This window comes from Microbacterium sp. (genome assembly GCF_047606685.1).
Lineage (GTDB): Bacteria > Actinomycetota > Actinomycetes > Actinomycetales > Microbacteriaceae > Microbacterium.
This window is the reverse complement of sequence record NZ_JASGEC010000030.1, coordinates 32868-54632: the sequence shown is the minus strand read 5'-3', so window position 1 is coordinate 54632 and position 21765 is coordinate 32868. Positions and strand designations below refer to the sequence as shown.

The following is a 21765-nucleotide window of genomic DNA, read 5'->3' as shown; positions in this document are numbered from 1 at the left end:
GCAACGGCCGCACCGGACGCGCCCTCATCCACACCGTTCTGCGCCGCGCCGACGCACTGCGGAACGCGCTCATCCCGATCAGCACCGTCTTCGCCGCAGACACCGACGCCTACATCGCGGGCCTCACCGGCTACCGCGCCGATCCGCCCGCGCTCGATGGATGGGTGATCGGCTTCGCGCAGGCCGCGGAGAAGGCAGCCGGGAACGCGGTGAGGCTCGCGGAGGACATCGCCGCGCTGGACCGGGAGGTGTACGACCGACTCGTAGCCTTCCGTCGTGACCGGGGTCTGAACCCCGCGGCGCCGAGGCGCGATGCCGTCGTGCTGCGCATCCTCGAAACGCTTGCCTCCGATCCGATGCTCACCGCCGAATCCGTCAGCACACGCCTCGCTGTCTCACTGGCCGCAGCGCACCGGGCACTCACCGAGCTGGCCGAGGCGGGCATCCTCGGCCGCACGAAGGACCAGCGGGGCCGCCTGGTGTGCTGGACCGCCGACCGTCATCTCGCGCTCGTCGCGCTCACCGAGCGCAGCAACCGCGTCGGCGGTGGGGACACTCAAGGGCGTAAGCCGCGACTCGGGCCTGCGCTGCCCGACGTGAGCCAGTTCGGTGCACGGCACCCGGCATCCACCACACGACGCGACGCGCCGGGTCTGTGAGGCGACGAGGCGATGGTCGACTACTGGAACCACAACACTGCGTACCACGCGGAGTTTCTCGCCGCAGTGCCGCCGTAGGGCGAGGATGTGCTCGACATCGGTTGCGGGGATGGCTTCCTGGTGGAGAAGCTCGCAACGAAAGCCACGAGCGTCATCGGTCTGGACCCTGACCCACGCGCGATCGACCACGCACGACGCCGCCTGGCCGAGCTACCGAACACCCAGGTCGTCCTCGGCTCGTTCCCCACCGCACCGGAACTGGACGGGCGAAGCTTCGACCTCATCACCTGCGGGGACTGTCAGGAGAATGGTGGATCTGGGACTCGCCCAACCGACAGAATGGGTTCCCCTCGGGCACCCCGGCTACCTGACGCAGCAGGCGGGGCAACCTGTCCGTTCGCGAACACGACCTCGCGATCGACCGCACGGCGGGCGTGAGGTTCGCGTTCATCCCACTCGCGACCGGCGAGCACACGGGAGCTGGCGGCGCGGTGCGATCGCCGTCTACCGCTGCACGTACCCGGCGGACTCCAGGCGGTCGATCAGCTTGGCCACAGTGCTGGTCGGCATCCCGGTCGCGTCGCTGATCTGACTGGGAGTGCGCACGTCCTCACGAAGCACGAGCAGGTGCAGGGTCTGCAAATCCGTCACCAGCAGCCCGTGCGCGCGCGACCTCCTCGTTGCCGAGGACCGCTGCGACCAACTGCCGCTGGAGCGCCTGACGCACGCGCGTGACGGGATCGACGTCACCGCGATCGCCCGCCGTCCCGAGACGCTACGCACCAATCATCCACGGCTTCGCACGGTTGCAGCGGACATTCTCGACTCTGATGCGGTCGAGCCGCTGCTGGCCGGTGTCGATGCGGTCATCAGCACGGTGGGGATCGGAACCTCGAAGCAGCCGACGAAGCTGTACTCCGAGGGAACCCGCAACCTCGTGAATGGGTTGGCCCGTCACGGCGTCTCACGGATCGTGACCATCTCCTCGGAGGTCGCGGACCACTGGGCGCACCAGTCGCCGCTCAAGCTGTGGGTGGTGCTGCCGCTGCTGCAACACTTCCTCGGCGCGACGTATGACGACATGCGGCGGATGGACATCGTGCTATGGGAGAGCGCCGCTCAATGGACGACTGTGCGTGCGCCCTACATCCGGGACAAGACGGGCACGAGAAAATACCGGATCGCTACCGACAAGCCTCTGCAGAGAGGGTTCAGCATCACCGCGCCAGACATGGCGACCGCGTTGCTGGACATCGCCGAGCGACACGACCTCAACCGGAGGTTCGTGTTCGTCGCGAATTAGAACCTCACCGAAGCGTGATGACCAGGAGCCCTTCTCTCACATCGCGCCGTCCGACATTGCCGCGCTGCGCCCGAGCGCAGGAGAACGGCAGAGGAAAGGATGCCGCCCGCGGAATCAAGCCTGCGCAGCGCCAAGCTCATACGCTGGGCCGGACGCGTTTCTCGCCCCGAGCACCGGCCCGCTGCGACTGCTCAGGCGCGCGCGCTGTGGGCAGCGCGCGCCTCCTCCGCACGACTGGGCAGCCCGACGCGCACCGCGATCGCGCCGACGAGGATCACGCCTGTCCCGATGAGGAACGCGAGCACCGAGCCGTCGAGCAGGCTGGCCTTGGCGGCATCCAGAATCTCGTCGGAGAATCGCGGATGCTGCGCCGCAACGTGCGCGGCCGACGCGAACGACGACTGCAGGGCGTGGGTGACCTCGTCGCTCACCAGCGCAGCTTGAGGGCTCGCCGCGATGCGCGCCGCGAAGGCGGCGGCGAACCCGCTCGCGAGCACCGCCCCGAGCAGCGCCTGCATCACTGCGCCGCCCAGGTCGCCTTGCAGGTCGGAGGTCGCCGACGCCATCCCGGCGCGCTGCACCGGCGTGCTGCTGGTCAGAGCGCGGCGAGAGGGCGTCATCACGAACGTCACGCCCAGGCCGATCACGAAGAAGCCGATGCCGAGCAGCGGATACGGGGTGTGCTCGCGCCACAGCAGCATGCTGAGCATCGCGACCAGCAGGAAGCCGTACCCGACGAGCATCGTGCTGCGGGTGCCGAGCCGGTCGGTGGCGCGCGCCGACAGCGGCGCGGCCAGCAGCAGGCTTGCAACCGCCGGCGTCACGGCCAGGCCCGCCTCCAGCGGGTCGTAGCCCATGACGCTCTGCATGAACTGCTCGCCGACGAACAGCGCCCCGCTGAGCGTGCCGACGGCGAGCAGGCCGCCCACGGCGGGGAGCCAGAACAGGCGCTGCCTGCCCACTCGCAGGTCGAACAGCGGGAAACGGGCGCGAGCCTGGCGCCATGCGAACAGCACGAGCAGCACGACGGCGGTCGCCAGCAGCGCCGCGCCGACCGCGCCGCCTCCGGGCGCGAGAACGACGCTCACCCCGAGCACGAGGCTGCCGAGGGCGCCCGCCGACAGCACCCCGCCGATGTGGTCGACGGGGTCGCCGGACTCCCCCACGCGGGACGGCACGAACACGAGCACGAGCGCGAAGGCGACGACCGCGATCGGCACACTGAGCACGAACACCCACGGCCAGGAGGCGACCATGAGCACCGCGCCCGCGACGACCGAGCCGCACACGGTAGCCATGCTGGAGACGCTCGACCACAGCGCGATCACACGGGTGCGGCCCGGCCCCGCGGCCCACAGGGCGGCGATGAGCGAGAGCGTCGTCGGAAACGCCATGCCGCCGGCGATGCCGACGAGCACTTGGCCGACCACCAACGACTCGACCGACCACGACAGGCTGGAGAACACGCCGCCGCCAACGGTGAACGCAATGCCGGCCAACAGCATCTGCTTGCGGCCGTAGCGGTCGGCAAGCGCCCCAAGGTAGAGCACCGAGATCGACAGGCCGAGCCCGGTCGCCAGGGCGACGAGGCTGAGCGCGCTCTGCGACGCGTCGAACTGCGCGCCGACTTCCGGCACGGCGATCGCGGCGACCACGGTGTTGATGTTGCACACCACCGCGGCGAACAGCAGCGCCGTCAGCGTCCACCCGGCCCGTGGCGGCGCATCCTGCCCAAGCTCCATATCGGCCTCCCCCGGCACCATGCTATTGGGGCGCCGATCCCGCCGCCGAGCGCGGGACACCTGCAGGGCCTGAGAGAATTGCGGTGTGATCGAGGTGGACGGCGTCGGGGTGGAACATGGTGGCACGACCCTGCTCGCACCGGTATCTGCGAGGGTGGATCGGGGCGAGTCGCTCGTCGTGCGCGGCCGCAACGGCGCCGGCAAGTCCACGCTGCTGCGGGTGCTGGCCGGGATGCGCCGGCCGACGACCGGCGCCGCGCGCATCGGCGGCGAACGCGTGTCGCAGCGCGACCAGGGCTTTCGCCGGCGGGTCGCCGCGATGATCGGCATGCCGCCGCTCGCCCCCGACCTCACGGTGTTCGACCATGTGCTGTTGGTCGCGGCGACCTGGCACGACAAAGTTAGGGCCCGGGATGTCGCGCGCGACGTGCTGGCGGAGTTCGAGCTGGCTGCGCTCGGCCAGCGCTTTCCGCACGAGCTGTCGTCGGGCCAGACGCAGTTGTTCGGCCTCGCGCTCGTGCTCGCGCGGCCCTTCGACGTGCTCATCCTCGACGAGCCCGAGCAACGGCTCGACCCGGAGCACCTGGAGACGGTGGTGCGCGCGCTCCGCGCCCGGCTCGAGGCCGGCGCGACGCTCGTCGTCGCCACGCACAGCGCCACCCTCGCCGACCGTGTCGGCGACCGGACCCTCCTGCTGGACGCCGCGTGAGCACGGCCGCGGCGGTGGAGGTGTGGCGGGCCCGCACCGCGCGCACGGCCGGTGGCCGGGCCTCTGCCGCCTACATCGCGCTGCTGGTCGCGCTCGTCACCGCGGCGCCCGCAGCCCGCGCGGTGTGGCTGGCGGCGACGAGCGCCGAGGGTGTCGCGGCGCTCGCCTCGTCGGCGGCGCCGGCCGTCACCGCGCTGGTCGCCGCAGGACTGTGGGCGGTCGCGCTCCTGGCCGGGCTCGCCCGCGGGCCGGCTATCCTCCCGCCCTTCCTCGCGCACACCTTTGCCACAAGCGGCGCGCCGCGCTTGACCGCCTTCCGGGCGCCGGTGGCGCGCTCCGGCGCCGCGGTGGTGGCGACAACGACGCTGGCCTCCGGCATCGTCGCGGCAAGCCTTCTCGCGCACGGGCTGGCCGACCCGTGGGCAGCGGGCGCGTTCGTGCTCGCCTGGGCGCTCGTCGGCGTCGTGGCGACCGTTGCCTGGCTGGCCGGCCAGGCCCTTCCGCGCGCCGCAGTCCCGGGAGCCCTCGGCATCCTCCTCCTCGCGGCGATCAGCGTGGCCGCGCCCGCCGCGCTGCCGTACACGCCGTGGGGCTGGGCCGGGCTCGCGCACCCGGTCAGCGCCTCGGCTCCTGCGCTCATCGCGCTGGCCGCGACCGCGGTGGCGGCCGTCGCCCTCGCGCCCACGCTGTCGCACCGGCTCAGCGTCGACGTGCTGATCACGCAGGCCGTGCGGTGGGAGTCGACGACGATCCACGCGAGCGGGATGGAGCTTGCCGCGGCCGCCTCGCTCTACCAGCCGCGGCCGTCCGCGGGGCGGCGCCGACGTGCCATCCACCTCCGCGGGCCGCTGTGGCTCGCCTTCCTCGTCCGCGATGCCGTCGGCGCGGCGCGAACGCCCGGCCGGCTCGTCGCCGGCGCCATCGGCGTCGCCGCCGCCGGCGTGCTGCTCGCGCTTGCCCACCAGCCCGGAGGCGCCGGCGCCGCGCTCGCTGCCGTCGCCGGTGTCGTCCTGTTCGCCGGTCTCGGCCCCTTCACCGACGGCGTGCGGCATGCCGCGAGTGTGGCCGGCGACCTGCCCCTGTACGGGATCAGCGACGACCGGCTGCTCACGGCGCACGCGCTGTTCCCGTTGGTCGCAGCGCTGGCACTGGCGACGATCGCCACACTCGTGTGCGCGCTCGCGCTCGGCGTCACCGCCACCGGCACGGCCATCGGCGCGGCGGCGCTGGCTCTTCTCGCGGTCGCGGCACGGGTCGCCGGCGCGCTGAAGGGGCCGCTCCCGCCGGTGCTCTTGACTCCGATCCCGACGCCGGTGGGCGATCTCGGCGCCGCCGTGCGCCTCGTGTGGGCGCTCGACGGCGTCGTGGTCGCGGCTTTCGCGGGCGTGGGCTCGGCCCTCGTGCTGCAAGCGCCGCTGGTGCTGATCGGGGTGGCCGGGCTCGTCGGCGTTGTCGGGGTGTGGCGCTGGCGCGCTCGCGCAGGCTGGCCTCGCGGCCGCGCCAACTAGTGTTGTGCGTCATTAATTGATTGACAGTGTGGGATGATGAGTCATGTCTTCATCAGTTGTGGAGATTGACGACGCGCACCGTGCGCTCTTGTCGTTGCGGACGAGGTCTTCGACGGTGTCAGCGGGGCGCGTTGAGCGGGCGCGGATCGTGCTGGAGGTCGTGGATGGCGTCGGGACGTCGGAAGCCTCTCGTCGGATGGGGGTGTCTCGTCCGACGGTGATCAAGTGGCGGGACAGGTTCGCCGCTCACGGTGTCTCCGGGTTGTAGGACGTGCCGCGCAGCGGTGGCCCGAAGACGTTGGATGATGCGGCGATCCTGGCGGCCACGCTGGAGCCGCCGCCGGAGAAGCTCGCGGTCACGCACTGGTCGACGAGGCTGCTGGCCCGCCAGTTGGGTATCGCGGACGCAACGGTCGCGCGGGCGTGGCGGAAGTACGAGGTCAAGCAGTGGCGGCGGGAGACATTCAAGTTCTCCACGGACCCAGAACTGGAAGCGAAGATTCGCGACCTGATCGTACTCTGCCTGGCGCCACCGAAGAACGCGATCGTGCTGTGCGTGGACGAGAAGAGCCAGATCCAGGCGCTGAACCGCACCGCGCCGATTCCGCCGCTGCGTCCGGGGCTGCCAGAGAAGGCCACCCACGACTACAAGCGCAACGGCGCCACGCCCTGTTCGCCGCACTGGAGGTCGCCACGGAGAAAGTGGCCGACAAGTGTTACGACCGGCACGGGAAGGCCGAATTCCTCGACTTCATGAAGAGGGTCGCTCCCGCCTGCCGTCAACGAGAGTCAGACGCACGACACTAGGTCCTGCTGCCCGAGGATTGCGCTCAGGCAGACCCGTGCATCAGGACGGTGTCCACGATGCGAGAAGGATCCTCGACGGCGTCCCCCGTCCACGCGACGTGCTGGTCGGGTCGCACCAGGGTGGTGGTCGGCCCGCCGGCCGGACACTTCCGGTGCACGGTCGGCACGCCCCGCGACGAGAGCACCTCCGCCAGCGCGATCGCGTGGGCGGAGGAGCCCAGAACCGTCATGCCGACTCCCAGCTGATCGAAGAGCGAGGAGCCGTCGGCCAGGTCTTGATGCGGGAGGCGTTTACCCCGCGCAGGCGGTCGGCGTTCGGACTCCATCGCCGCCATCTCGCCGGCATTCGACGGATACCCGTAGTCCAGGACCAGACCGAGGCTGAAGAACTCGGGCCGCTTCGCCGCCACGATGTCGGCGGACGAACGGCCGGCGACGTCCGACGAGAGGGTCTCCATGTTGGCCGCCGCCGCGTCGATCGTGGCGCGCGCCACGGGGCGGCGCTCCTGCTCGTAGGACCCGAGGATGGCCTGCGGAGCCCATTCGTTAATGATGGCGGCGAGCTTCCATCCCAGGTTCGCGGCGTCGCCCACACCCGTGTTGAAGCCGTGCCCGCCCCACGGCGGGTTCTGATGCGCCGCGTCCCCGGCGATCAGCATCCGTCCCCGCGCGTAGTGATCGGCGAGGCACATCTGGGCCTGCCACGGATCGATCGCCAGCACACGGCAGTCGATCGGGGCGCCGACCATCCGTCGGACGATGGACGCCGCCTCCTCCTCGTCGGCGATCGTCTCAGCGCCCGTGGCGATCGCCCACCAGGTGCCCTCCAGGTCGAGCGGGCCGACGACGCCAGGGGCATCCGACCCGAGCACCCAGTAGTGGATCGAAGGGCTGCGGGCCACGAGCGCGACCAGATCGTCCGACCGGAAGGTGATGTTGACGTTCGGGTGCCCGCCCGCCTCGCCCTCGAGCCTCGCTCCGATCGATCGCCGGACGATGCTGCGCGCACCGTCGGCTCCCACGAGCCATCGAGCCGTCAGCGTCCTGGTGACGCCGAGAGCGTCGACACGATGGGCCTCCACCCGCACGCGGTCACCGAGGTCCTCGACCTCCGCCGCCCTCCATCCCTCAAGGAGCGTCACACCCGGCAGCGCGGCCACGTGCCGGCGGAGCACCGTCTCGAGGACGGGCTGCGGCATCTGCTGGCCGCTCTCGGCGACCAGGCCGGTGCCGGCGAGGTCGAGACCGAACGCACCGTCGAGGTGGGTGACCTCCGGACCCGTGACGGTCTCGCAGAACGTGATCCGGCTGGACCACCCGACGGGGATGGGGGCGGTGCGGCGAACGAGCTCACTGACGCCCCAGCGGCGGAAGAGCTCCATCGTCCGCGCCGAAATCGTCTTTGCGCGCGGACGCGACGGCTCGACATGTGCGCGCGCCTCGACCAAGATGACCGACACCCCGTGCAGCGCGAGCTCGAGCGCGACGCACAGTCCCGTCGGTCCCGCTCCCACGACGATCACCGACGCATCGGGAAGGTCACCATCGGTCGTCGTCACGGGCTCCCATCCTTCGTTGATTGGCACGTTCGATGGTCTCGGGCCGGGCGCGCATGGGGGATGATACTTTCAACGGATGGAAGTCTCGGCCTCTTCGAGCCCGCGTCGCGGGGGGCGACCCGCGGTCGGCGAGCCTCTGCTCGACCGCGCGTTCCGGCTCATCAGCACCTTCTCGGAGGAGCGGCCGAGCATGTCTCTGACGCAGCTCAGCGAGGCGTCCCAGATCCCGCTCAGCACCACATTGCGGCTCGCTCAGCATCTCAGCCGGCTCGGGATGCTCGAGCGCGATGCCGAAGGCAAGTTCCGGATCGGGCTCCGGCTCTTCGAGCGCGCCACACTGGCTCCTCGCGGACACGGCATCCGTGCGACCGCGCTGGCGTTCATGGAAGATCTGCACCGCGCCACCCGCCAGCACGTCCTGCTGTGCGTGCAGGACGGCGACGAGGCCGTACTCATCGAACGGCTCTCCACACCGAATGCCGGCAAGGTCGACTACCGCGTGGGCGGTCGGCTTCCCCTGCACGGGACGGGGGTCGGGCTCGCGCTCCTCGCGCACGCAAACCCACATTTCGTCGATTCGTACCTCGCGCAACCCCGAGAGTTCGAGGGCCGGCCCGTGGACGTCGGAGAACTGCGGCATCGGCTGCGACGCATCCGGGATACCGGCGTCGCGCGCAACGCGCGCGTGACGCCGGAGCCCGCCGTCTCGGTGGCCTCCCCGCTCCGACAGCGTGGCACCGTCGTGGCCGCACTCTCCGTGGTGGGGGCGGACGGCTCCCTCGACTCGATCTCGGTCGAGCCTGCGGTGGTCGCGATCGCCCGGGCGATCTCGCGGCAGCTGACGTCGCAGCCGCACACGTAGCCAGCGCTCACACGTGGCGGGCCTCGTCCTCCGCCCGGATGAGCCCGGCAACGATCGCAGCGGATCCACCGTGCACGCCGCCTCCCGGATGGACGCCGCTGCCGGCCCGCCAGAGCGAACGGGCGCTCGTGCGGTAGTGGCCGGCACCGAGGTCCAGACGCAGGTGCCGATCCCCGCGCCCCGGCGGCGCGACGTGGCCGGCGATCAGCTCGTCGCCCTCAGAGCCATACCCGGTCAGCGCCGAGAACGCGGCGGAGGGCAGCTCCCGGCCGATGACGGGCCCGTCTGCTGCGGCCCAGGTGTCCACGTGCGGAAACGCCGTGTCGACCATCGCCACGGCGCCCGTCCGACTCCGCTGCGCGGGGTCGGCGAGAACCGGTCTCAGCAGCACGCCGCCGGGCGCCGGGAACGCGCCCCGCCGAACGTCGGCCAGGCGTTCGAGCACAGCCACGGGGTCGTCGGCCCCGAAGAACGTCTGCACCGCGGGCGCATCATCCTGCGTTTCCGACCGCAGACGCAACGGCTCACGAAGCAGAAGATGCGTGCGCACGGTCGTCGTCAGCGGCGTGTCGAAGGGATGCCGGTGGGCGGCGCCGAGAAGCTCGTCTGTCTCCGCCTCGCCGAGCGTCGAGACGACATGGCGGGCCCGCAGAACTCGCTCCCCCCCGACCACGACGCCGTCGACGTTGGCTCCCCGGCGCGACAGGCCGGTCACCGCATGGCCGAGCAGCAGCTCGGCTCCCGCTGTCTCGGCGGCTCGCCGATACGCCCGCGCGACCGCTCCCATCCCGCTGCGCGGCACCGCACGGCGGCCCAGCTGCCAGAGCACCGAGCCCAGGAATCCGGCGGCGCTGCCCGGCACGGAGGGGTCGCTGCCCAACTCCGCGGTGAGAAGCAGGAGCAGAGCGCGCACCTCCGGCGTGCGGAATCGGGCCGTGATGAGATCCGCGGCGCTCATCCGCCCGTCGACGGGCGGCCTGAGGCCCCGGTAGACGCGACCGACTGCGGCGAGATGATCGGCGATGCTCGCCGTCGTGGGCGGTCGGGTGAGCAGCCGGCGCATCGCCAGGGTCATCCCGTCCGCCCGCTGCAGCAGGTCGACGAGCAGATCGGCGTCCGATCGCGAGTACACCGACAGCGAGGCGTGCGTCCGTGCGAGGTGGTCGCGACGCCAGATCGTCACCGCGGGACGGCCGTCGCGGAAGACAAGGGCGTGCTGAGACGCCGGCGTGACCGTCTCCAGTCCCACCGCCGCCAGCTCACGCCGCAGCGGCATCACGTCGGCGAATCCGAGCAGAACGGCATGTGGGTGGTGGACGATTCCGGTGCCCATGGCCTCATCGGTGCGGATCATGCCGCCGGCGGAGAGTTCCCGCTCCACGACCGCTACCCGATACCCGCCCTGGACGAGCAGAGTCGCCAGCGCGAGCCCGGTGTGGCCGGCGCCGACCACCACCACGTCGTACGAGCTCTGCACCACGACGACCGCGGTCTAGGTCGAGCCGACCGCGAACGCTTCGCGCAGTCGTGCGACCAGCCTCCGGCGCGGCAGGCCGGGATCGTCTCCGGGTCCGTGGCCTCGGCGAGGATCGACGTGGAGGTCGACGGGGATGCCGGCGTCGCGCAGCCGGTCGGCGTACTGCACGTCCTCGTCGCGGAGGATGTCCCATTCCCCCACGGAGACGTAGGCGGGAGCGACGCCCCGTACGGACGAGACGAGCAGGGGCGAGGCGCGCCAATCCCACCGCTCCTCGGGATCGCTCAGATACTGAGATACCACGAAGTCGTTGTCGGACTTGCGGAGCCCGTAGCCGGTCGCGAACTCGTGCTGCGAGCGCGTGTCGGCGCGGAGGTCCGCGGGCCACCCCTCCAGGAACTGCAGCGCCAGCCCCGGGCCACCGGCGTCCCGCGCCATGAGCGACAGCACGGCGGCGATGTTCCCGCCGGTGCAGCCGCCGCCGACCGCGATCCTGGCCGGGTCGGACTGCTGCCCGACACCGCCCGCAGCGACCCAGCGCAGAACCGCCCAGTTCTCTTCGAGCCCCACCGGGAAGGGATGCTCGGGGGGAAGCCGGAAGTCGGGGTGGACGACGATAGCATCGGCCTCCGCGGCGAGCGTGCTGTCGTGCCCGTTCCACTGGTCGAGGCCGCCGCCGGCGACGAAGCCGCCGGAATGGATGTGCACGACGATGGGGCGCGGACCGGCGGACCCCCGCCTCGAGCGGAAGACACGGACCGGGATTCTACCGTACGGGCCCTCGACCTCCACATCCTGCCAGTCGACATCCGCGGCGACCGCTACGCTCCTGTTCGACTCCTCGATGACGCGCCGCGTTCCCTCGACGCCGAGCTCCACCAGGTCGGGGAAGTCCAGCCGTCCGCGCTCGCCGTGCGCCAGCGACTGCATGCGCTGGCGCCGCAGCTCATCCCATACCGACGTCATGTCCGCTCCTGCCCACCCACGAACTCCTGGCGGATCGTGCCGATGCCCTCGATGGTGCTCACCAGCACGTCTCCTGCTCGAAGATATCGCTGCGGGTCGCGGCCCATGCCCACGCCGTCCGGAGTGCCCGTGAAGACGAGGTCGCCCGGGCGCAGCTCCACGATGCCGGACAGCGTCGCGATCAGGGTCGGGACGTCGAAGATGAGCTGACGGGTCCGGCCCTGCTGCAGCACCTCGCGGCGCTCCTCGGGCGCCACCAGCTCACACCGCAACGCGAGGTCGAGCGGGTCGTGGCCGGCGGCACGGAGCTCGCCCGGCGTCACGATCGTCGGTCCCACGGGAGTGAAGCCGGCGAACGACTTCGCGAGACTGAACTGGGCGGGCGGCCCCCACCACTGCACGGTGCGCTCGCTCAGATCCTGACCCACGGTCATGCCCGCGACGTGATCCCACACGCGCTCGGCGGGGATGTCTCGACCTCCCTCGCCGATCACGACAACTAGCTCGATCTCCCAGTCGACGGTGTCCGACGGAAGCGCGACAGTGGTCACTGGGCCCGACAAACTCGAGACGAACTTGGTGAACACGATCGGGTTCCCGGGCAGCGCGAGATCGGTCTCGGCGGCGTGGTCCGCGTAATTGAGACCGACGGCGAAGATCTGCTCGGGCCGGGGCGACGGCGCGCCGAACTCCCGCTCGTCGACCCGTCTCCCGCTGTGGGGCACGTCGGAGCCGTCGGCGACCCACGCGCACAGCTCATCCCATCGGCCGAAGGCCAGATGCGGGTCGGCGTCGAACCTTCCCCGGCTGATGTCCTCGAGGTCTACGATCCCGCCGTCGGCGACCACCAACGAGGCCCTTCCTGCAACGTTGGCGAATCTCATCGCGTCACCACAGTTCCGGCAGGTGCACGTCGGGGATGACGGCGGGCCGATACTCGCCCGCCGAGGCACGCGAGTGGATCTCCGCGAAGCTCAGCCCCTGAGCGCGCGCCTCGACGAGCTTCTCGGGGTCGAAGTGCTCGCCGATCGGGTTCTCGCCGAAGTCGCGCGACGCCCACATGTACTCCTTCGACTTCGCCCACGAGCCGAACGCGTCCACCTGGATCTCGACGCCGTTGCCCTCGGGGTCCTGGTAGTACATCGACACGGTCATGCCGTGGTCGAGGTTGAGGAACGGCACCACGCCGACTTCGCGGAGCCGGATGTAGTTGTCGAGCCACTGATCGAAGTTCGCGTACTCGAATGCCGTGTGGTGTAGCCCGACGGTGTGGCCCTTGTCCACCGGCTGCTTCAGCCCCGGCAGGGCGAGCAGGGCGATGCGATGGTTGGCCTCGTCGTTGGTGAGCCAGGCCCCCGACTCCGAGTAGTAGACCGGCTCGAGGCCGGCCACCGCCTCGTAGAAGTCGACCATCTCATCGAGCTTGAGGGTAGCGAACGTCGTGTGATGGAACGTCGGGCGTGTGATGGGGCGGGGTCTGCGCTGACTCGGCATCGTCGAACCTTTCATTGCGGTGGATCTCGTGGTGCCATTGTTCGAGCGGTCGTCGGAAGTGCCATCGCGTGCTGCCGATGGTTGAAAGTCGGTGCGCGCGCAGGCGCGTCTCGGGATCAGCATCTGTAGAGCGATTGCGTCCGTCGGAGGGATCCCGGTCCCATGCTTCTCACGGAGGCCGTATCGCCACCTTGCCCAACGTTGTGAAAGGCGCAACACGTGTCACATCCCAACCCGAAGAGGTTCCTCGCCGCCGCCCTGGCTGCGATCGCCATCGTTCCGACGATCGCCGCCTGCACCGCGACTCCCGAAGAGGGGTCGGCTCCCCAACTGACGATCGCGCTGCCGTCCGCCCCCACCAGCCTCGACCCGAGTCAGGGCAGTGGCGGTCAGAACTCGATCTTCCAGGTCCCCGCCTATCAGGGACTACTCCACATCTCGGGCAACGCCGACGTGGTGCCCAGCCTGGCCGACTCGTTCGAGTGGACGGACGACACCAACACGCAGCTGACGGTGAAGCTCCACCCGGACCTCAAGTTCTCGGATGGCACCGACCTGAACGCGGACGCCGTCAAGACGTCGATCGAGCACTTCAAGGAAGGACAGTCCGTCTTCTCCTACGTCGCCGCATCGATCGCGTCGATCGAGACGCCCGATCCGCTGACCGTGGTTTTCAACCTATCGGAGCCCACGCCCGCCCTGCCCACGTACCTCGCCGAGAACACCGGCATGGGCTCGATCATCAGCCCCCAGGCGCTCGACGACGGCGTGAACCTCGGCACGACCACCGTGGGAGCGGGCCCCTACGTGCTGGCAGAGAGTGAGACCGTGCAGGGGTCGGTGTACACCTACACCCCGAACGAGCACTACTACGACCAGGACGCGATCAAGTTCGGCGAGATCGAGATCCGCGTGATCGAAAACGCGAACACCGCGCTGAGCGCTCTGCAATCGGGTCAGGTCGACGTCGCGTACGGACAGACCGACACGTTCGAGACCGCCACCCAGGCCGGCCTGTCAACCGTCGCGTTTCCGACGAACATCAACGGTCTCTGGCTCCAGGACCAGAAGGGCGAGGTCGTGCCCGCGCTCGGCGATGTCCGCGTGCGTCAAGCGCTGCAGTACGCCGTGGACCGGGCGTCCATCGCCGACGCGGTGACGCTCGGCGCCGGTGCCGCCACCTATCAGTCCGTCACACCCGATTCGCTCGGCTACGACGCGAGCCTCGAGTTGATCTACGACTACGACGTCGCCAAGGCCGAGAGCCTCCTCGCCGAGGCCGGGTACCCCGACGGGTTCACCATGGAGATCACCGCCGCACCCGGACCGGACAACACCACGCTCGCGCAGGCGATCGCGGAGCAGTTCGGGAAGATCGGGGTCGTCGTGAACATCATCCCCAGCTCCACCTTCCCCGAATACGCCCAGCAGCAGGAGAGCGGCGCCTACTCGGGCACGGTCGTCGGGCTCGGCATGCAGGGAATGCTGGACGCCATGAGCAACGTGTTCGGTCCTTCGGCCCTGGTGAACCCTCGCCACACCGACTTCGCGGACGTGAACGCCGCCGCGGCGGCCGCGTCCTCGGAGTCCGGCGACGCCGGCGACGAGGCATGGCGCGATGTCAACCGGATGACAGTGGAGCAAGCGCTGGTGGTCCCCGTCACGACTATCCCCTCGCTGTACTACTGGGCGGACACGGTCACCGGCGTGGACGGCTCGTCCATGATGAACCCCGTGTTCTGGTCTCCCGCCGAATGAACCACGTGGCCGGGGCGGATCGCGACTCGCCCCGCCCCGGCCACGTCCCTATCCCGTACGGCCGAAGGAAAGTCCCATGCTCCGAATCCTGATGCGCCGCCTCGTGCTCTCGGTGCCGTTGGTGGTGGTCGTGTCGTTCCTCACCTTCGCGCTGGTGTCACTCACCCCGGGAGATGCGGTGTACACGATCCTCGGCGCACGCGCGACGCCGGAGCAGGTCGCGCAGCTGCGCGCGGAGCTGGGCCTGGACCAGCCGCTGATCGTGCAGTACGCGAACTGGATCCGAGGAGCGGTCCTGGGCGACCTCGGCCATTCGCTGCTCACCGGGCAGCCCGTCACCCAGGCGATCTCTCAGCGTCTCGCACCGACTCTCGCGCTGATCGTCGGCGCCATCATCGTCATCGCCATGATCGGCGTCGGCCTCGGCCTGATCGCCGCGACACGCGGCGGGGCGGTCGCCCGCGCGATCGACCTCCTCGGCTTCGCCGGGCTGGCCATCCCCGGCTTCGTGCTCGCCCTCTACCTGATCCCGTTCTTCGCGGTGCAACTGCGCCTCGTTCCGGTCAGCGGCTATGTTCCCTTCGAAGGCTCTCCCCAGCTTTGGTTCGCCTCGCTGGTGCTGCCGGTCATCGCTGTCTCCTTCGGGAGCGTGGGTCTCGTGGCCAAGCAGACGCGTGCCGCCATGGACGACGTGCTCTCCCGCGAGTTCATCTCAATGATGATCGCGAACGGATACCGCTCCCGGTCGATCGTCTACCGCCACGCGCTCAAGACCGCCGCGCTGCCCGTGGTCGCCCTCCTCGGCGTGGTCACGGTGGGCCTGCTCAGCGCGAGCGTGCTGGTCGAGAGCGTCTTCGCCTTCCCGGGCCTGGGTGGCCTGGCCGTCCAGGCATCCAGCCAGTCGGACCTCACCCTGGTCGTCGGGGTGACCGTGGCGTTCACCCTCATCGTCGTCATCATCAACGTCCTCGTCGACCTGACCTATGTCCTCCTGAACTCGAAGATCCGCACGGTATGAGCGTCGTCGACAGCACCCAGACCATCGCCGTCCGCACGCGCGCGGCGCGCACGCGACGAGGAGTCGCCCGAACCCTCCTGACGCGTCCGCTTCCCCTGATCGCCCTGAGCTGGCTCGTCCTCGTCGTCGGGGCGACGATCGCGGCGCCGTGGGTCGCACCGGGCGACCCGCTCGCACAGAGCCTCACGAACTCGCTGTCGGGCCCGAACGCCGAACATCCGCTCGGAACCGACGGGCTCGGTCGCGACATCCTGTCGCGTCTGCTCTTCGGAGGTCAGGTCAGCCTGATCGGCGTCGCGGTCGCCACGATCGTGGCGGTCGCCGCGGGCACCGCCCTCGGCGTCGTGGCGGGCTACCTGCGCGGCGCCGCCGACACCGTCCTGTCGATCTGCGCCGACATCCTGATGTCGATCCCGACGATCATCATCCTGCTGTCGGTGGCGGCGGTGGTCAACCGGGACCAGACGGTGCTGATGGTCGCGCTCGGACTGCTGATGTCCGCATCCGTCTTCCGGGTCGTGCGCGCGGCGACGCTCGACGTGCGGGCGGAGCTGTTCGTCACGGCTGCCCGCACCTCGGGCCTGGGCAGCGTGCGGATCCTCGCGACCCACATCATGCCGCGCATCGGCGGGGTGCTGGTCGTGCAGGCCACGATCGTCGCCTCGGTGGCGACCGTGACGCAGGTCGGGCTGGGATTCCTCGGCGTGGACGTGGCGCCCCCGGCACCGAGCTGGGGCGGCCTGATGCTCGAGGCGTCGACGACCGTGACGACGAGCTTCTGGCAGGTCGTCCCGCCGACGCTCGTGGTCGGTCTGAGCACCCTCGCGTTCTCGATCATCGGCGACTCGGTCCAGGAGTCCCTGACCGACCGGACGCGTCGAGGCAGCGGTGCCGGCCTGCTCCGCCGTTCCTCTGCCGGCCGCCGCGCCGCGGGCCGTTCGTCGGATCTCCCGCGGCGCACGGACCGCGGCCGGATCGTCTCAGCCGAGCACATGAGCATCTCGATGCCGACGAGCGACGGATCGCTCACGCTGGTCGACGACGTCTCGTTCCACATTGACGCGGGCGAGATCGTCGCCCTAGTCGGCGAGTCCGGTGCCGGCAAGTCGGTGACCGCCCGCGCGATCCTGGGCCTTCTGCCCGCGGGCGGGCGGATCGACGGGACGCTCCTGTTCGAAGACGTCGACGTGGCCGGCGCCTCCCCCCGAGACCTCCGCGCCATTCGCGGGTCGCAAGTCGCCTACATCAGCCAGGAGCCGATGGTCAGCCTCAGCCCCTCGTTCCGGGTCGGCGCGCAGCTCGTGGAGATCATCCGCACGCACCGGGGCGGCAGCCGTGCCGAGGCTCGTCGGATCGCCTGCGATCTGCTCACCGCCGTCGAGATCCGCGATGTCAACGGCGTGATGAAGAAGTATCCCCACGAGCTGTCGGGTGGGATGGCGCAGCGCGTCGTCATCGCTATCGCCCTCGCGGGCGAGCCGAAGCTCCTGGTGGCCGACGAGCCCACGACCGCGCTCGACGTGAGCGTGCAGATGCAGATCCTTGAGTTGCTGCGCCGACTGCAACGGACACGGGCCCTCGCCGTGCTGTTCGTCACGCACGACTGGGGCGTCGTCGCCGACGTCTGCGACCGCGCACTGGTGATGTACGCCGGCCAGGTGGTCGAGGAGGCCGACGTCGAGACGCTGTTCGCGGTTCCGCGCCACCCCTACTCGGCGGCGCTGCGCGCCGCCGACCCACACGCACTGGTGCGTCACATGCGACTGGCGACGATCGAGGGACAGCTGCCGCCCCCCGGGGAATGGCCCTCCGGATGCCGGTTCGCCGACCGCTGCACCTTCGCTCGCGCGGAATGCCGCATGGCACCGGTGGTGCTCGAGTCCGTCGGGGAGGGCCACGAGGTCCGCTGCCTCCGCGTCGACGAACTGGGCGTGCTGTCGCATGGCTGAGACCACTCTGCTCGAGGTCCGCGACCTCTCCATCGACTACGGCCGGGGAAAGAGCCGCACACGCGCCGTCCACGGCGTGTCTCTCGACATACACACCGGCGAGACCTTTGGCCTGGTCGGCGAGTCCGGATCGGGGAAGTCGACCGTCGGCCGAGCGATCCTGGGGCTGGTCAGCGCCGCCGAGGGGAGCATCCGCTTCGACGGCGAGGACATCACGCACTGCGGGCCACGACGGCGACGCGAGCTCACGGAGCAGATCCAGGTCATCTACCAGGATCCGTTCGGCTCGCTCAACCCCGCGCGCACGGTGGGCTCGACGCTCGCCGAAGGCCTGATCGCCCGACCGGGCAGAACGTCCTCCGCGGACGTCCGGCGGCGGGTGCTGTCGGCGCTCGACCACGTCGGGCTGCCCGCACGGGCGGCCGAGCGATACCCGGGCGAGTTCTCCGGCGGGCAGCGACAGCGGATCGCGATCGCCCGCGCGATCGTGCTGAAGCCGCGCTTCATCGTCTGCGACGAGGCGGTCAGTGCCCTCGACCTGTCCGTTCAGGCACAGGTGCTCAACCTCCTCGACGACCTGAGGACCGACCTGGGCGTCAGCTACCTGTTCATCTCCCACGATCTGGCCCTCGTCGGTCACATCTCCCGCCGCATCGGAGTGCTGTACCGCGGCGAACTGGTCGAGTCGGGAGAAGCGGACCAGATCTCGAGCCATCCGACCCACCCCTACACCGCCATGCTCCAGACGGCGGCGCCCGTGCCCGATCCGCTCGTGCAGGCGGACCGGCGCTCCCACTTCCTCGATCGGCTGAGCGAGCTTCGCGCGGCCTCCTCCTGACAGCGGCACCGTCCGCATCCCTCTCCCGCTCATCCCGTTCGAAAGAGACGACGTGACGACATCACCCCTGCCCGACGGCTTCCCCCCGCGGTGCGTCTCCGGGGTCGCCACGGCCGCGTACCGGTTCTCGATCGCCTGGCCCCGCGTGCAGCCGGCTTGGGTGCGGTGAACCAGGCCGGGATCGACTTCTACCGAAGCCTCGCCGACGGACTGCTCGACCGCGGGATCACCCCGTTCGCCACCCTCTACCACTGGGATCTCACCCAGGCCCTGCAGGAGCGGGGCGGCTGGCTCTCGCGGTATACCGCGCACCGTTTCGCCGACTGCGCCCGCAAGGTGGTCGCCGCGCTCGGGGACCGGATCTCGATGTGGACGACCCTGAACGAGCCGTGGGCATCGGCCTTCCTCCTCAGCGGCCCCATACTGCGTGGCGCCTACCCGTCGGACCTGATCAAGAACACCGCCGCGCTCACCGAGTGGTCGTTCGTGCACGACGGCGATCTGGAGCAGATCGCCCGACCCATCGACTCACTCGGCGTCAACTACTACTACTCGCTCGTGGCCTGGGAGAAGTCCCCGGATGCCCCGGCGGGCGGGCCGCACCCGATTCCAGCGTTCCCGGGTTGCGACGACCTCGAGTTCCTGTCCTCGCAGCAGCGGCTGACCTAGCCGGCAGAGGGCAGGCCGAGCGCAGAGAACAGGCGAAGGAAAGGATGCCTCGCCGGCATCCGTCCCTGCCTCCGCCCGGTTTCGTCCGCTCGGCCCGGCAGACGCGCGGCGCTTTGATAGCCTGCCCGCATGTCGGTGTCGCAGCTCTCGACGAGCACGCAGAACTACCTCAAGGCGATCTGGAGCCTCAACGAGTGGTCTGACGCGCCGGTGACCCCGTCGACCCTCGCCGCGAAGGCGGGGGTCAAGCTGTCGACGGCGTCGGACGCTGTGCGCAAGCTCACCGAGCAGGGCCTGCTCGAGCACGCGCCGTACGGCGCCGTGTCGCTGACGGCGAAGGGGCACGCATACGCGGTCGCGATGGTGCGCCGGCACCGCCTCATCGAGTCGTTCCTCGTCGGGGTGCTGGGCTATCGCTGGGACCAGGTGCACGACGAGGCCGAGTCGCTCGAGCACGCGGTGTCGGACTTCATGATCGATCGCATCGACGAGCATCTCGGCCACCCGACGCGCGACCCGCACGGCGACCCGATCCCGAACGCGGACGGGCACATCGCGAGGCCCGACGCGCGGCTGCTCTCGGAGCTCGAGCCAGGGTCGACGGCCCGCATCGAGCGCATCTCCGACGCCGATCCTGGACTGCTGCAGTTCTTCGCCGATCGCGGCGTCGGCATCGGCACGGTGATCGACGTGCGCAGCGGCGCGCCGTACTCCGACGCCGTCGAGGTCACCGCGAGCGGCGCGAAAGGCACGCTGTCGCTGGGCAGGGCGGCGACCGACGCCGTGTGGGTCACTGCGGTGCGGCCGTAGCCGACGCCCCCGCCCGCCGCCGCCGCGCCGCGACCCGCGTGCCGAGCAGCCCGTGCCGCGGGCTGAAGAGGTAGACGAACGAGAAGGCACAGCCCTGGACGACAACCACGAGCCCACCCGACGACGCGTCGACCCAGTAGCTCAGGTAGATGCCGACCACGGCGCACACCGCCGACACGAGCGGCGCGATGACCAGCATCCGCCCGAACCGGTCGGTGAGCAGATACGCGGTGGCGCCGGGGATGATGAGCATGGCCACGACCAGGATCACGCCGACGACCTGCAGCGCCACCACCGCCGTCAGCGCGAGCACGCCCAGCAACAGGGCCCCGAGAAGCCTCGGGTTCAGCCCGATGGCGTGCGCGTGCGTGGGATCGAAGGCGTAGAGGGTGAGGTCGCGGCGCTTGAAGAGCAGGATGGCGAACGCCACCGCCGAGAGGATGCCGATCTGCACGAGGTCGACGGTGGAGACGCCGAGGATGTTGCCGAAGATGATGTGGTTGAGGTCGGTCTGGCTCGGGGTGACCGAGATCAGCACGATCCCGAGCGCGAACAGCGTCGTGAACACGATGCCGATCGCGGCATCCTCTTTCACCCGGCTGCCGCCGCGGATCGCGCCGATCAGCGCCACCGCCAGCAGCCCGAAGACGAGCGCGCCGAGGGCGAACGGCGCGCCCACGATGTACGCGATCACGACGCCCGGCAGCACCGCGTGCGAGACCGCGTCGCCCATGAGCGACCAGCCGACGAGCACGAGCCAGCACGACAGCAGCGCGCACACGACCGCCGCCATGACGGTCGTCGCCAGCGCCCGCACCATGAAGTCGTACTGGAGGGGTTCCAGGATGAGGTCGACGGGGTTCATGCGTCGCCTTCCGGGGGCGTCGCGCCGTCGCCGTCGGCGCTGTCAGGGCGGTCGGGGCTGTCGAGGCCGAACGCGAGCGCGAGCTTCTCGGGCCGCAGGGCCTCGGCGACCGGCCCGCGGAAGAGCACCGTGCGCATCAGCAGCACCGCCTCGTCGGCGAGCTGCGGCAGCGCATGCAGGTCGTGGGTGGAGACGAACACCGTGCGGCCGGCGTCGGCGAGCTCGCGCAGGAGTCGGACGATCGTGGCCTCCGACCTCTTGTCGACGCCCGCGAACGGCTCGTCGAGCAGCAGGATGTCCGCGCCCTGCGCGATGCCGCGGGCGACGAAGGCGCGCTTTCGCTGGCCGCCGGAGAGCTGTCCGATCTGCCGGTCGGCGAGCGCCGAGAGCTCCACGCGGTCCAACGCCTCCGCGACGGCGGCGTGGTCGGCGGGCCGGTGCCGGCGCGTGGGGCCGAGCCGCCCGTAGCGGCCCATCATCACGACCTCTCGAACCGAGATCGGGAACGCCCAATCGACGTCTTCGCTCTGCGGCACGTACCCGATCATGCCGCGCTTGCGGGCCGCGGCCGGACCAAGGCTGCCGTCGATCACGACCCGCCCGCTCTCGGGCCGCACCATGCCCATGATCGTCTTGAACAGCGTGGACTTCCCCGAGCCGTTCATGCCGACAAGTCCCGTGACGCGCCCGGCCGCGACATCCAGCCCGACGCCGTCCAGGGCGAGGATCTCGCCGTAGCGCACCACGACGTCTCGCACCTGCAGCATCGCGG

At 70.4% G+C, this 21765-nt stretch carries 21 protein-coding genes and 1 pseudogene; 13 read left to right on the top strand and 9 right to left on the bottom strand.

The genetic code is table 11. The features are described 5' to 3' along the window. Both QM611_RS03540 and QM611_RS03535 read left to right on the top strand, forming a co-directional pair. Positions 1–659 (top strand): Fic family protein (locus tag QM611_RS03540; RefSeq protein WP_415078523.1); only part of this gene is annotated, 659 nt, incomplete at its 5' end. Positions 660–746: 87 nt separating this feature from the next. Continuing rightward, positions 747–1097 carry a class I SAM-dependent methyltransferase gene (locus QM611_RS03535; protein ID WP_415078522.1) on the top strand — a complete coding sequence of 117 codons (351 nt, stop codon included), beginning with the start codon at positions 747–749 and terminating at the stop codon, positions 1095–1097. Positions 1098–1163: 66 nt separating this feature from the next. Here QM611_RS03535 and QM611_RS03530 read toward each other — a convergent pair whose 3' ends face one another. Then, positions 1164–1265 carry a MarR family transcriptional regulator gene (locus tag QM611_RS03530; protein WP_415078521.1) on the bottom strand — a complete coding sequence of 34 codons (102 nt, stop codon included), beginning with the start codon at positions 1263–1265 and terminating at the stop codon, positions 1164–1166. Here QM611_RS03530 and QM611_RS03525 point away from each other — a divergent pair. Further along, on the top strand, positions 1258–1962 hold the full coding sequence (locus QM611_RS03525; RefSeq protein WP_415078520.1) for an NAD(P)-dependent oxidoreductase: 705 nt from the start codon (positions 1258–1260) through the stop codon (positions 1960–1962). The genes QM611_RS03530 and QM611_RS03525 overlap by 8 nt on opposite strands. Positions 1963–2153: 191 nt before the next feature. On the opposite strand, the gene QM611_RS03520 is transcribed toward QM611_RS03525, so the two are convergent. Next, the gene (locus QM611_RS03520; RefSeq protein ID WP_415078519.1) at positions 2154–3704 is read right to left on the bottom strand and encodes an MFS transporter; all 1551 of its coding nucleotides are present in this window, start codon (positions 3702–3704) and stop codon (positions 2154–2156) included. Between the two features lie 85 nt (positions 3705–3789). Here QM611_RS03520 and QM611_RS03515 point away from each other — a divergent pair, with 85 nt between their 5' ends. From QM611_RS03515 to QM611_RS03505, 3 genes and pseudogenes are all read left to right on the top strand, one after another. Then, entirely contained in the window at positions 3790–4413 is a 624-nt protein-coding gene (locus tag QM611_RS03515; protein ID WP_415078518.1) for an ABC transporter ATP-binding protein, read from the top strand. Then, on the top strand, positions 4410–5921 hold the full coding sequence (locus QM611_RS03510; RefSeq protein ID WP_415078517.1) for a hypothetical protein: 1512 nt from the start codon (positions 4410–4412) through the stop codon (positions 5919–5921). Before QM611_RS03515 ends, QM611_RS03510 begins: the two co-directional genes overlap by 4 nt. A 43-nt stretch (positions 5922–5964) precedes the next feature. Beyond that, positions 5965–6710 (top strand): annotated as a pseudogene (locus QM611_RS03505) (IS630 family transposase); the annotation flags it as partial. A gap of 41 nt (positions 6711–6751) precedes the next feature. On the opposite strand, the gene QM611_RS03500 reads toward QM611_RS03505, so the two are convergent. Next, positions 6752–8287 (bottom strand): FAD-dependent monooxygenase, encoded by a 1536-nt coding sequence (locus QM611_RS03500; protein ID WP_415078516.1) that lies wholly within the window; start codon positions 8285–8287, stop codon positions 6752–6754. Positions 8288–8363: 76 nt separating this feature from the next. Between QM611_RS03500 and QM611_RS03495 the strand changes: the two genes are divergently transcribed. Then, complete coding sequence (locus QM611_RS03495) at positions 8364–9149, top strand: IclR family transcriptional regulator (RefSeq protein ID WP_415078515.1); 786 nt, start codon at positions 8364–8366, stop codon at positions 9147–9149. Positions 9150–9156: 7 nt separating this feature from the next. Here QM611_RS03495 and QM611_RS03490 read toward each other — a convergent pair whose 3' ends face one another. From QM611_RS03490 to QM611_RS03475, 4 genes are read right to left on the bottom strand one after another with little or no spacing between them, the layout of a single operon-like run. Further along, complete coding sequence (locus QM611_RS03490) at positions 9157–10629, bottom strand: phytoene desaturase family protein (protein ID WP_415078514.1); 1473 nt, start codon at positions 10627–10629, stop codon at positions 9157–9159. A gap of 12 nt (positions 10630–10641) precedes the next feature. Further along, positions 10642–11592, bottom strand: a complete 951-nt coding sequence (locus tag QM611_RS03485; RefSeq protein ID WP_415078513.1) for an alpha/beta hydrolase — start codon at positions 11590–11592, stop codon at positions 10642–10644. Next, positions 11589–12476 (bottom strand): fumarylacetoacetate hydrolase family protein, encoded by an 888-nt coding sequence (locus tag QM611_RS03480; RefSeq protein WP_415078512.1) that lies wholly within the window; start codon positions 12474–12476, stop codon positions 11589–11591. The genes QM611_RS03485 and QM611_RS03480 overlap by 4 nt, the downstream gene beginning before the upstream one ends. A gap of 4 nt (positions 12477–12480) precedes the next feature. Continuing rightward, positions 12481–13086 (bottom strand): VOC family protein, encoded by a 606-nt coding sequence (locus tag QM611_RS03475; protein ID WP_415078511.1) that lies wholly within the window; start codon positions 13084–13086, stop codon positions 12481–12483. Positions 13087–13305: 219 nt separating this feature from the next. Between QM611_RS03475 and QM611_RS03470 the strand changes: the two genes are divergently transcribed. The 6 genes from QM611_RS03470 (at position 13306) to QM611_RS03445 (ending at position 20128) form a co-directional block, all read left to right on the top strand. After that, entirely contained in the window at positions 13306–14844 is a 1539-nt protein-coding gene (locus tag QM611_RS03470; RefSeq protein WP_415078510.1) for an ABC transporter substrate-binding protein, read from the top strand. 76 nt (positions 14845–14920) lie between these two features. Next, positions 14921–15862 (top strand): ABC transporter permease, encoded by a 942-nt coding sequence (locus QM611_RS03465; RefSeq protein WP_415078509.1) that lies wholly within the window; start codon positions 14921–14923, stop codon positions 15860–15862. Then, entirely contained in the window at positions 15859–17811 is a 1953-nt protein-coding gene (locus QM611_RS03460; RefSeq protein WP_415078508.1) for a dipeptide/oligopeptide/nickel ABC transporter permease/ATP-binding protein, read from the top strand. Before QM611_RS03465 ends, QM611_RS03460 begins: the two co-directional genes overlap by 4 nt. Then, entirely contained in the window at positions 17804–18649 is an 846-nt protein-coding gene (locus QM611_RS03455; RefSeq protein WP_415078507.1) for an ATP-binding cassette domain-containing protein, read from the top strand. Before QM611_RS03460 ends, QM611_RS03455 begins: the two co-directional genes overlap by 8 nt. A gap of 165 nt (positions 18650–18814) precedes the next feature. After that, positions 18815–19318 carry a family 1 glycosylhydrolase gene (locus tag QM611_RS03450; protein ID WP_415078506.1) on the top strand — a complete coding sequence of 168 codons (504 nt, stop codon included), beginning with the start codon at positions 18815–18817 and terminating at the stop codon, positions 19316–19318. A 129-nt stretch (positions 19319–19447) separates the two neighbouring features. Continuing rightward, positions 19448–20128: a metal-dependent transcriptional regulator gene (locus QM611_RS03445; RefSeq protein WP_415078505.1), complete on the top strand. Its 681-nt coding sequence runs from the start codon at positions 19448–19450 to the stop codon at positions 20126–20128. On the opposite strand, the gene QM611_RS03440 is transcribed toward QM611_RS03445, so the two are convergent. Beyond that, a complete protein-coding gene (locus QM611_RS03440; protein ID WP_415078504.1) occupies positions 20109–20993 on the bottom strand; it encodes a metal ABC transporter permease in 885 nt (294 codons plus the stop codon). The two genes, QM611_RS03445 and QM611_RS03440, sit on opposite strands and share 20 nt — an antisense overlap. Further along, complete coding sequence (locus QM611_RS03435) at positions 20990–21760, bottom strand: metal ABC transporter ATP-binding protein (RefSeq protein WP_415078524.1); 771 nt, start codon at positions 21758–21760, stop codon at positions 20990–20992. The genes QM611_RS03440 and QM611_RS03435 overlap by 4 nt, the downstream gene beginning before the upstream one ends. Between the last annotated feature and the right edge of the window lie 5 nt (positions 21761–21765).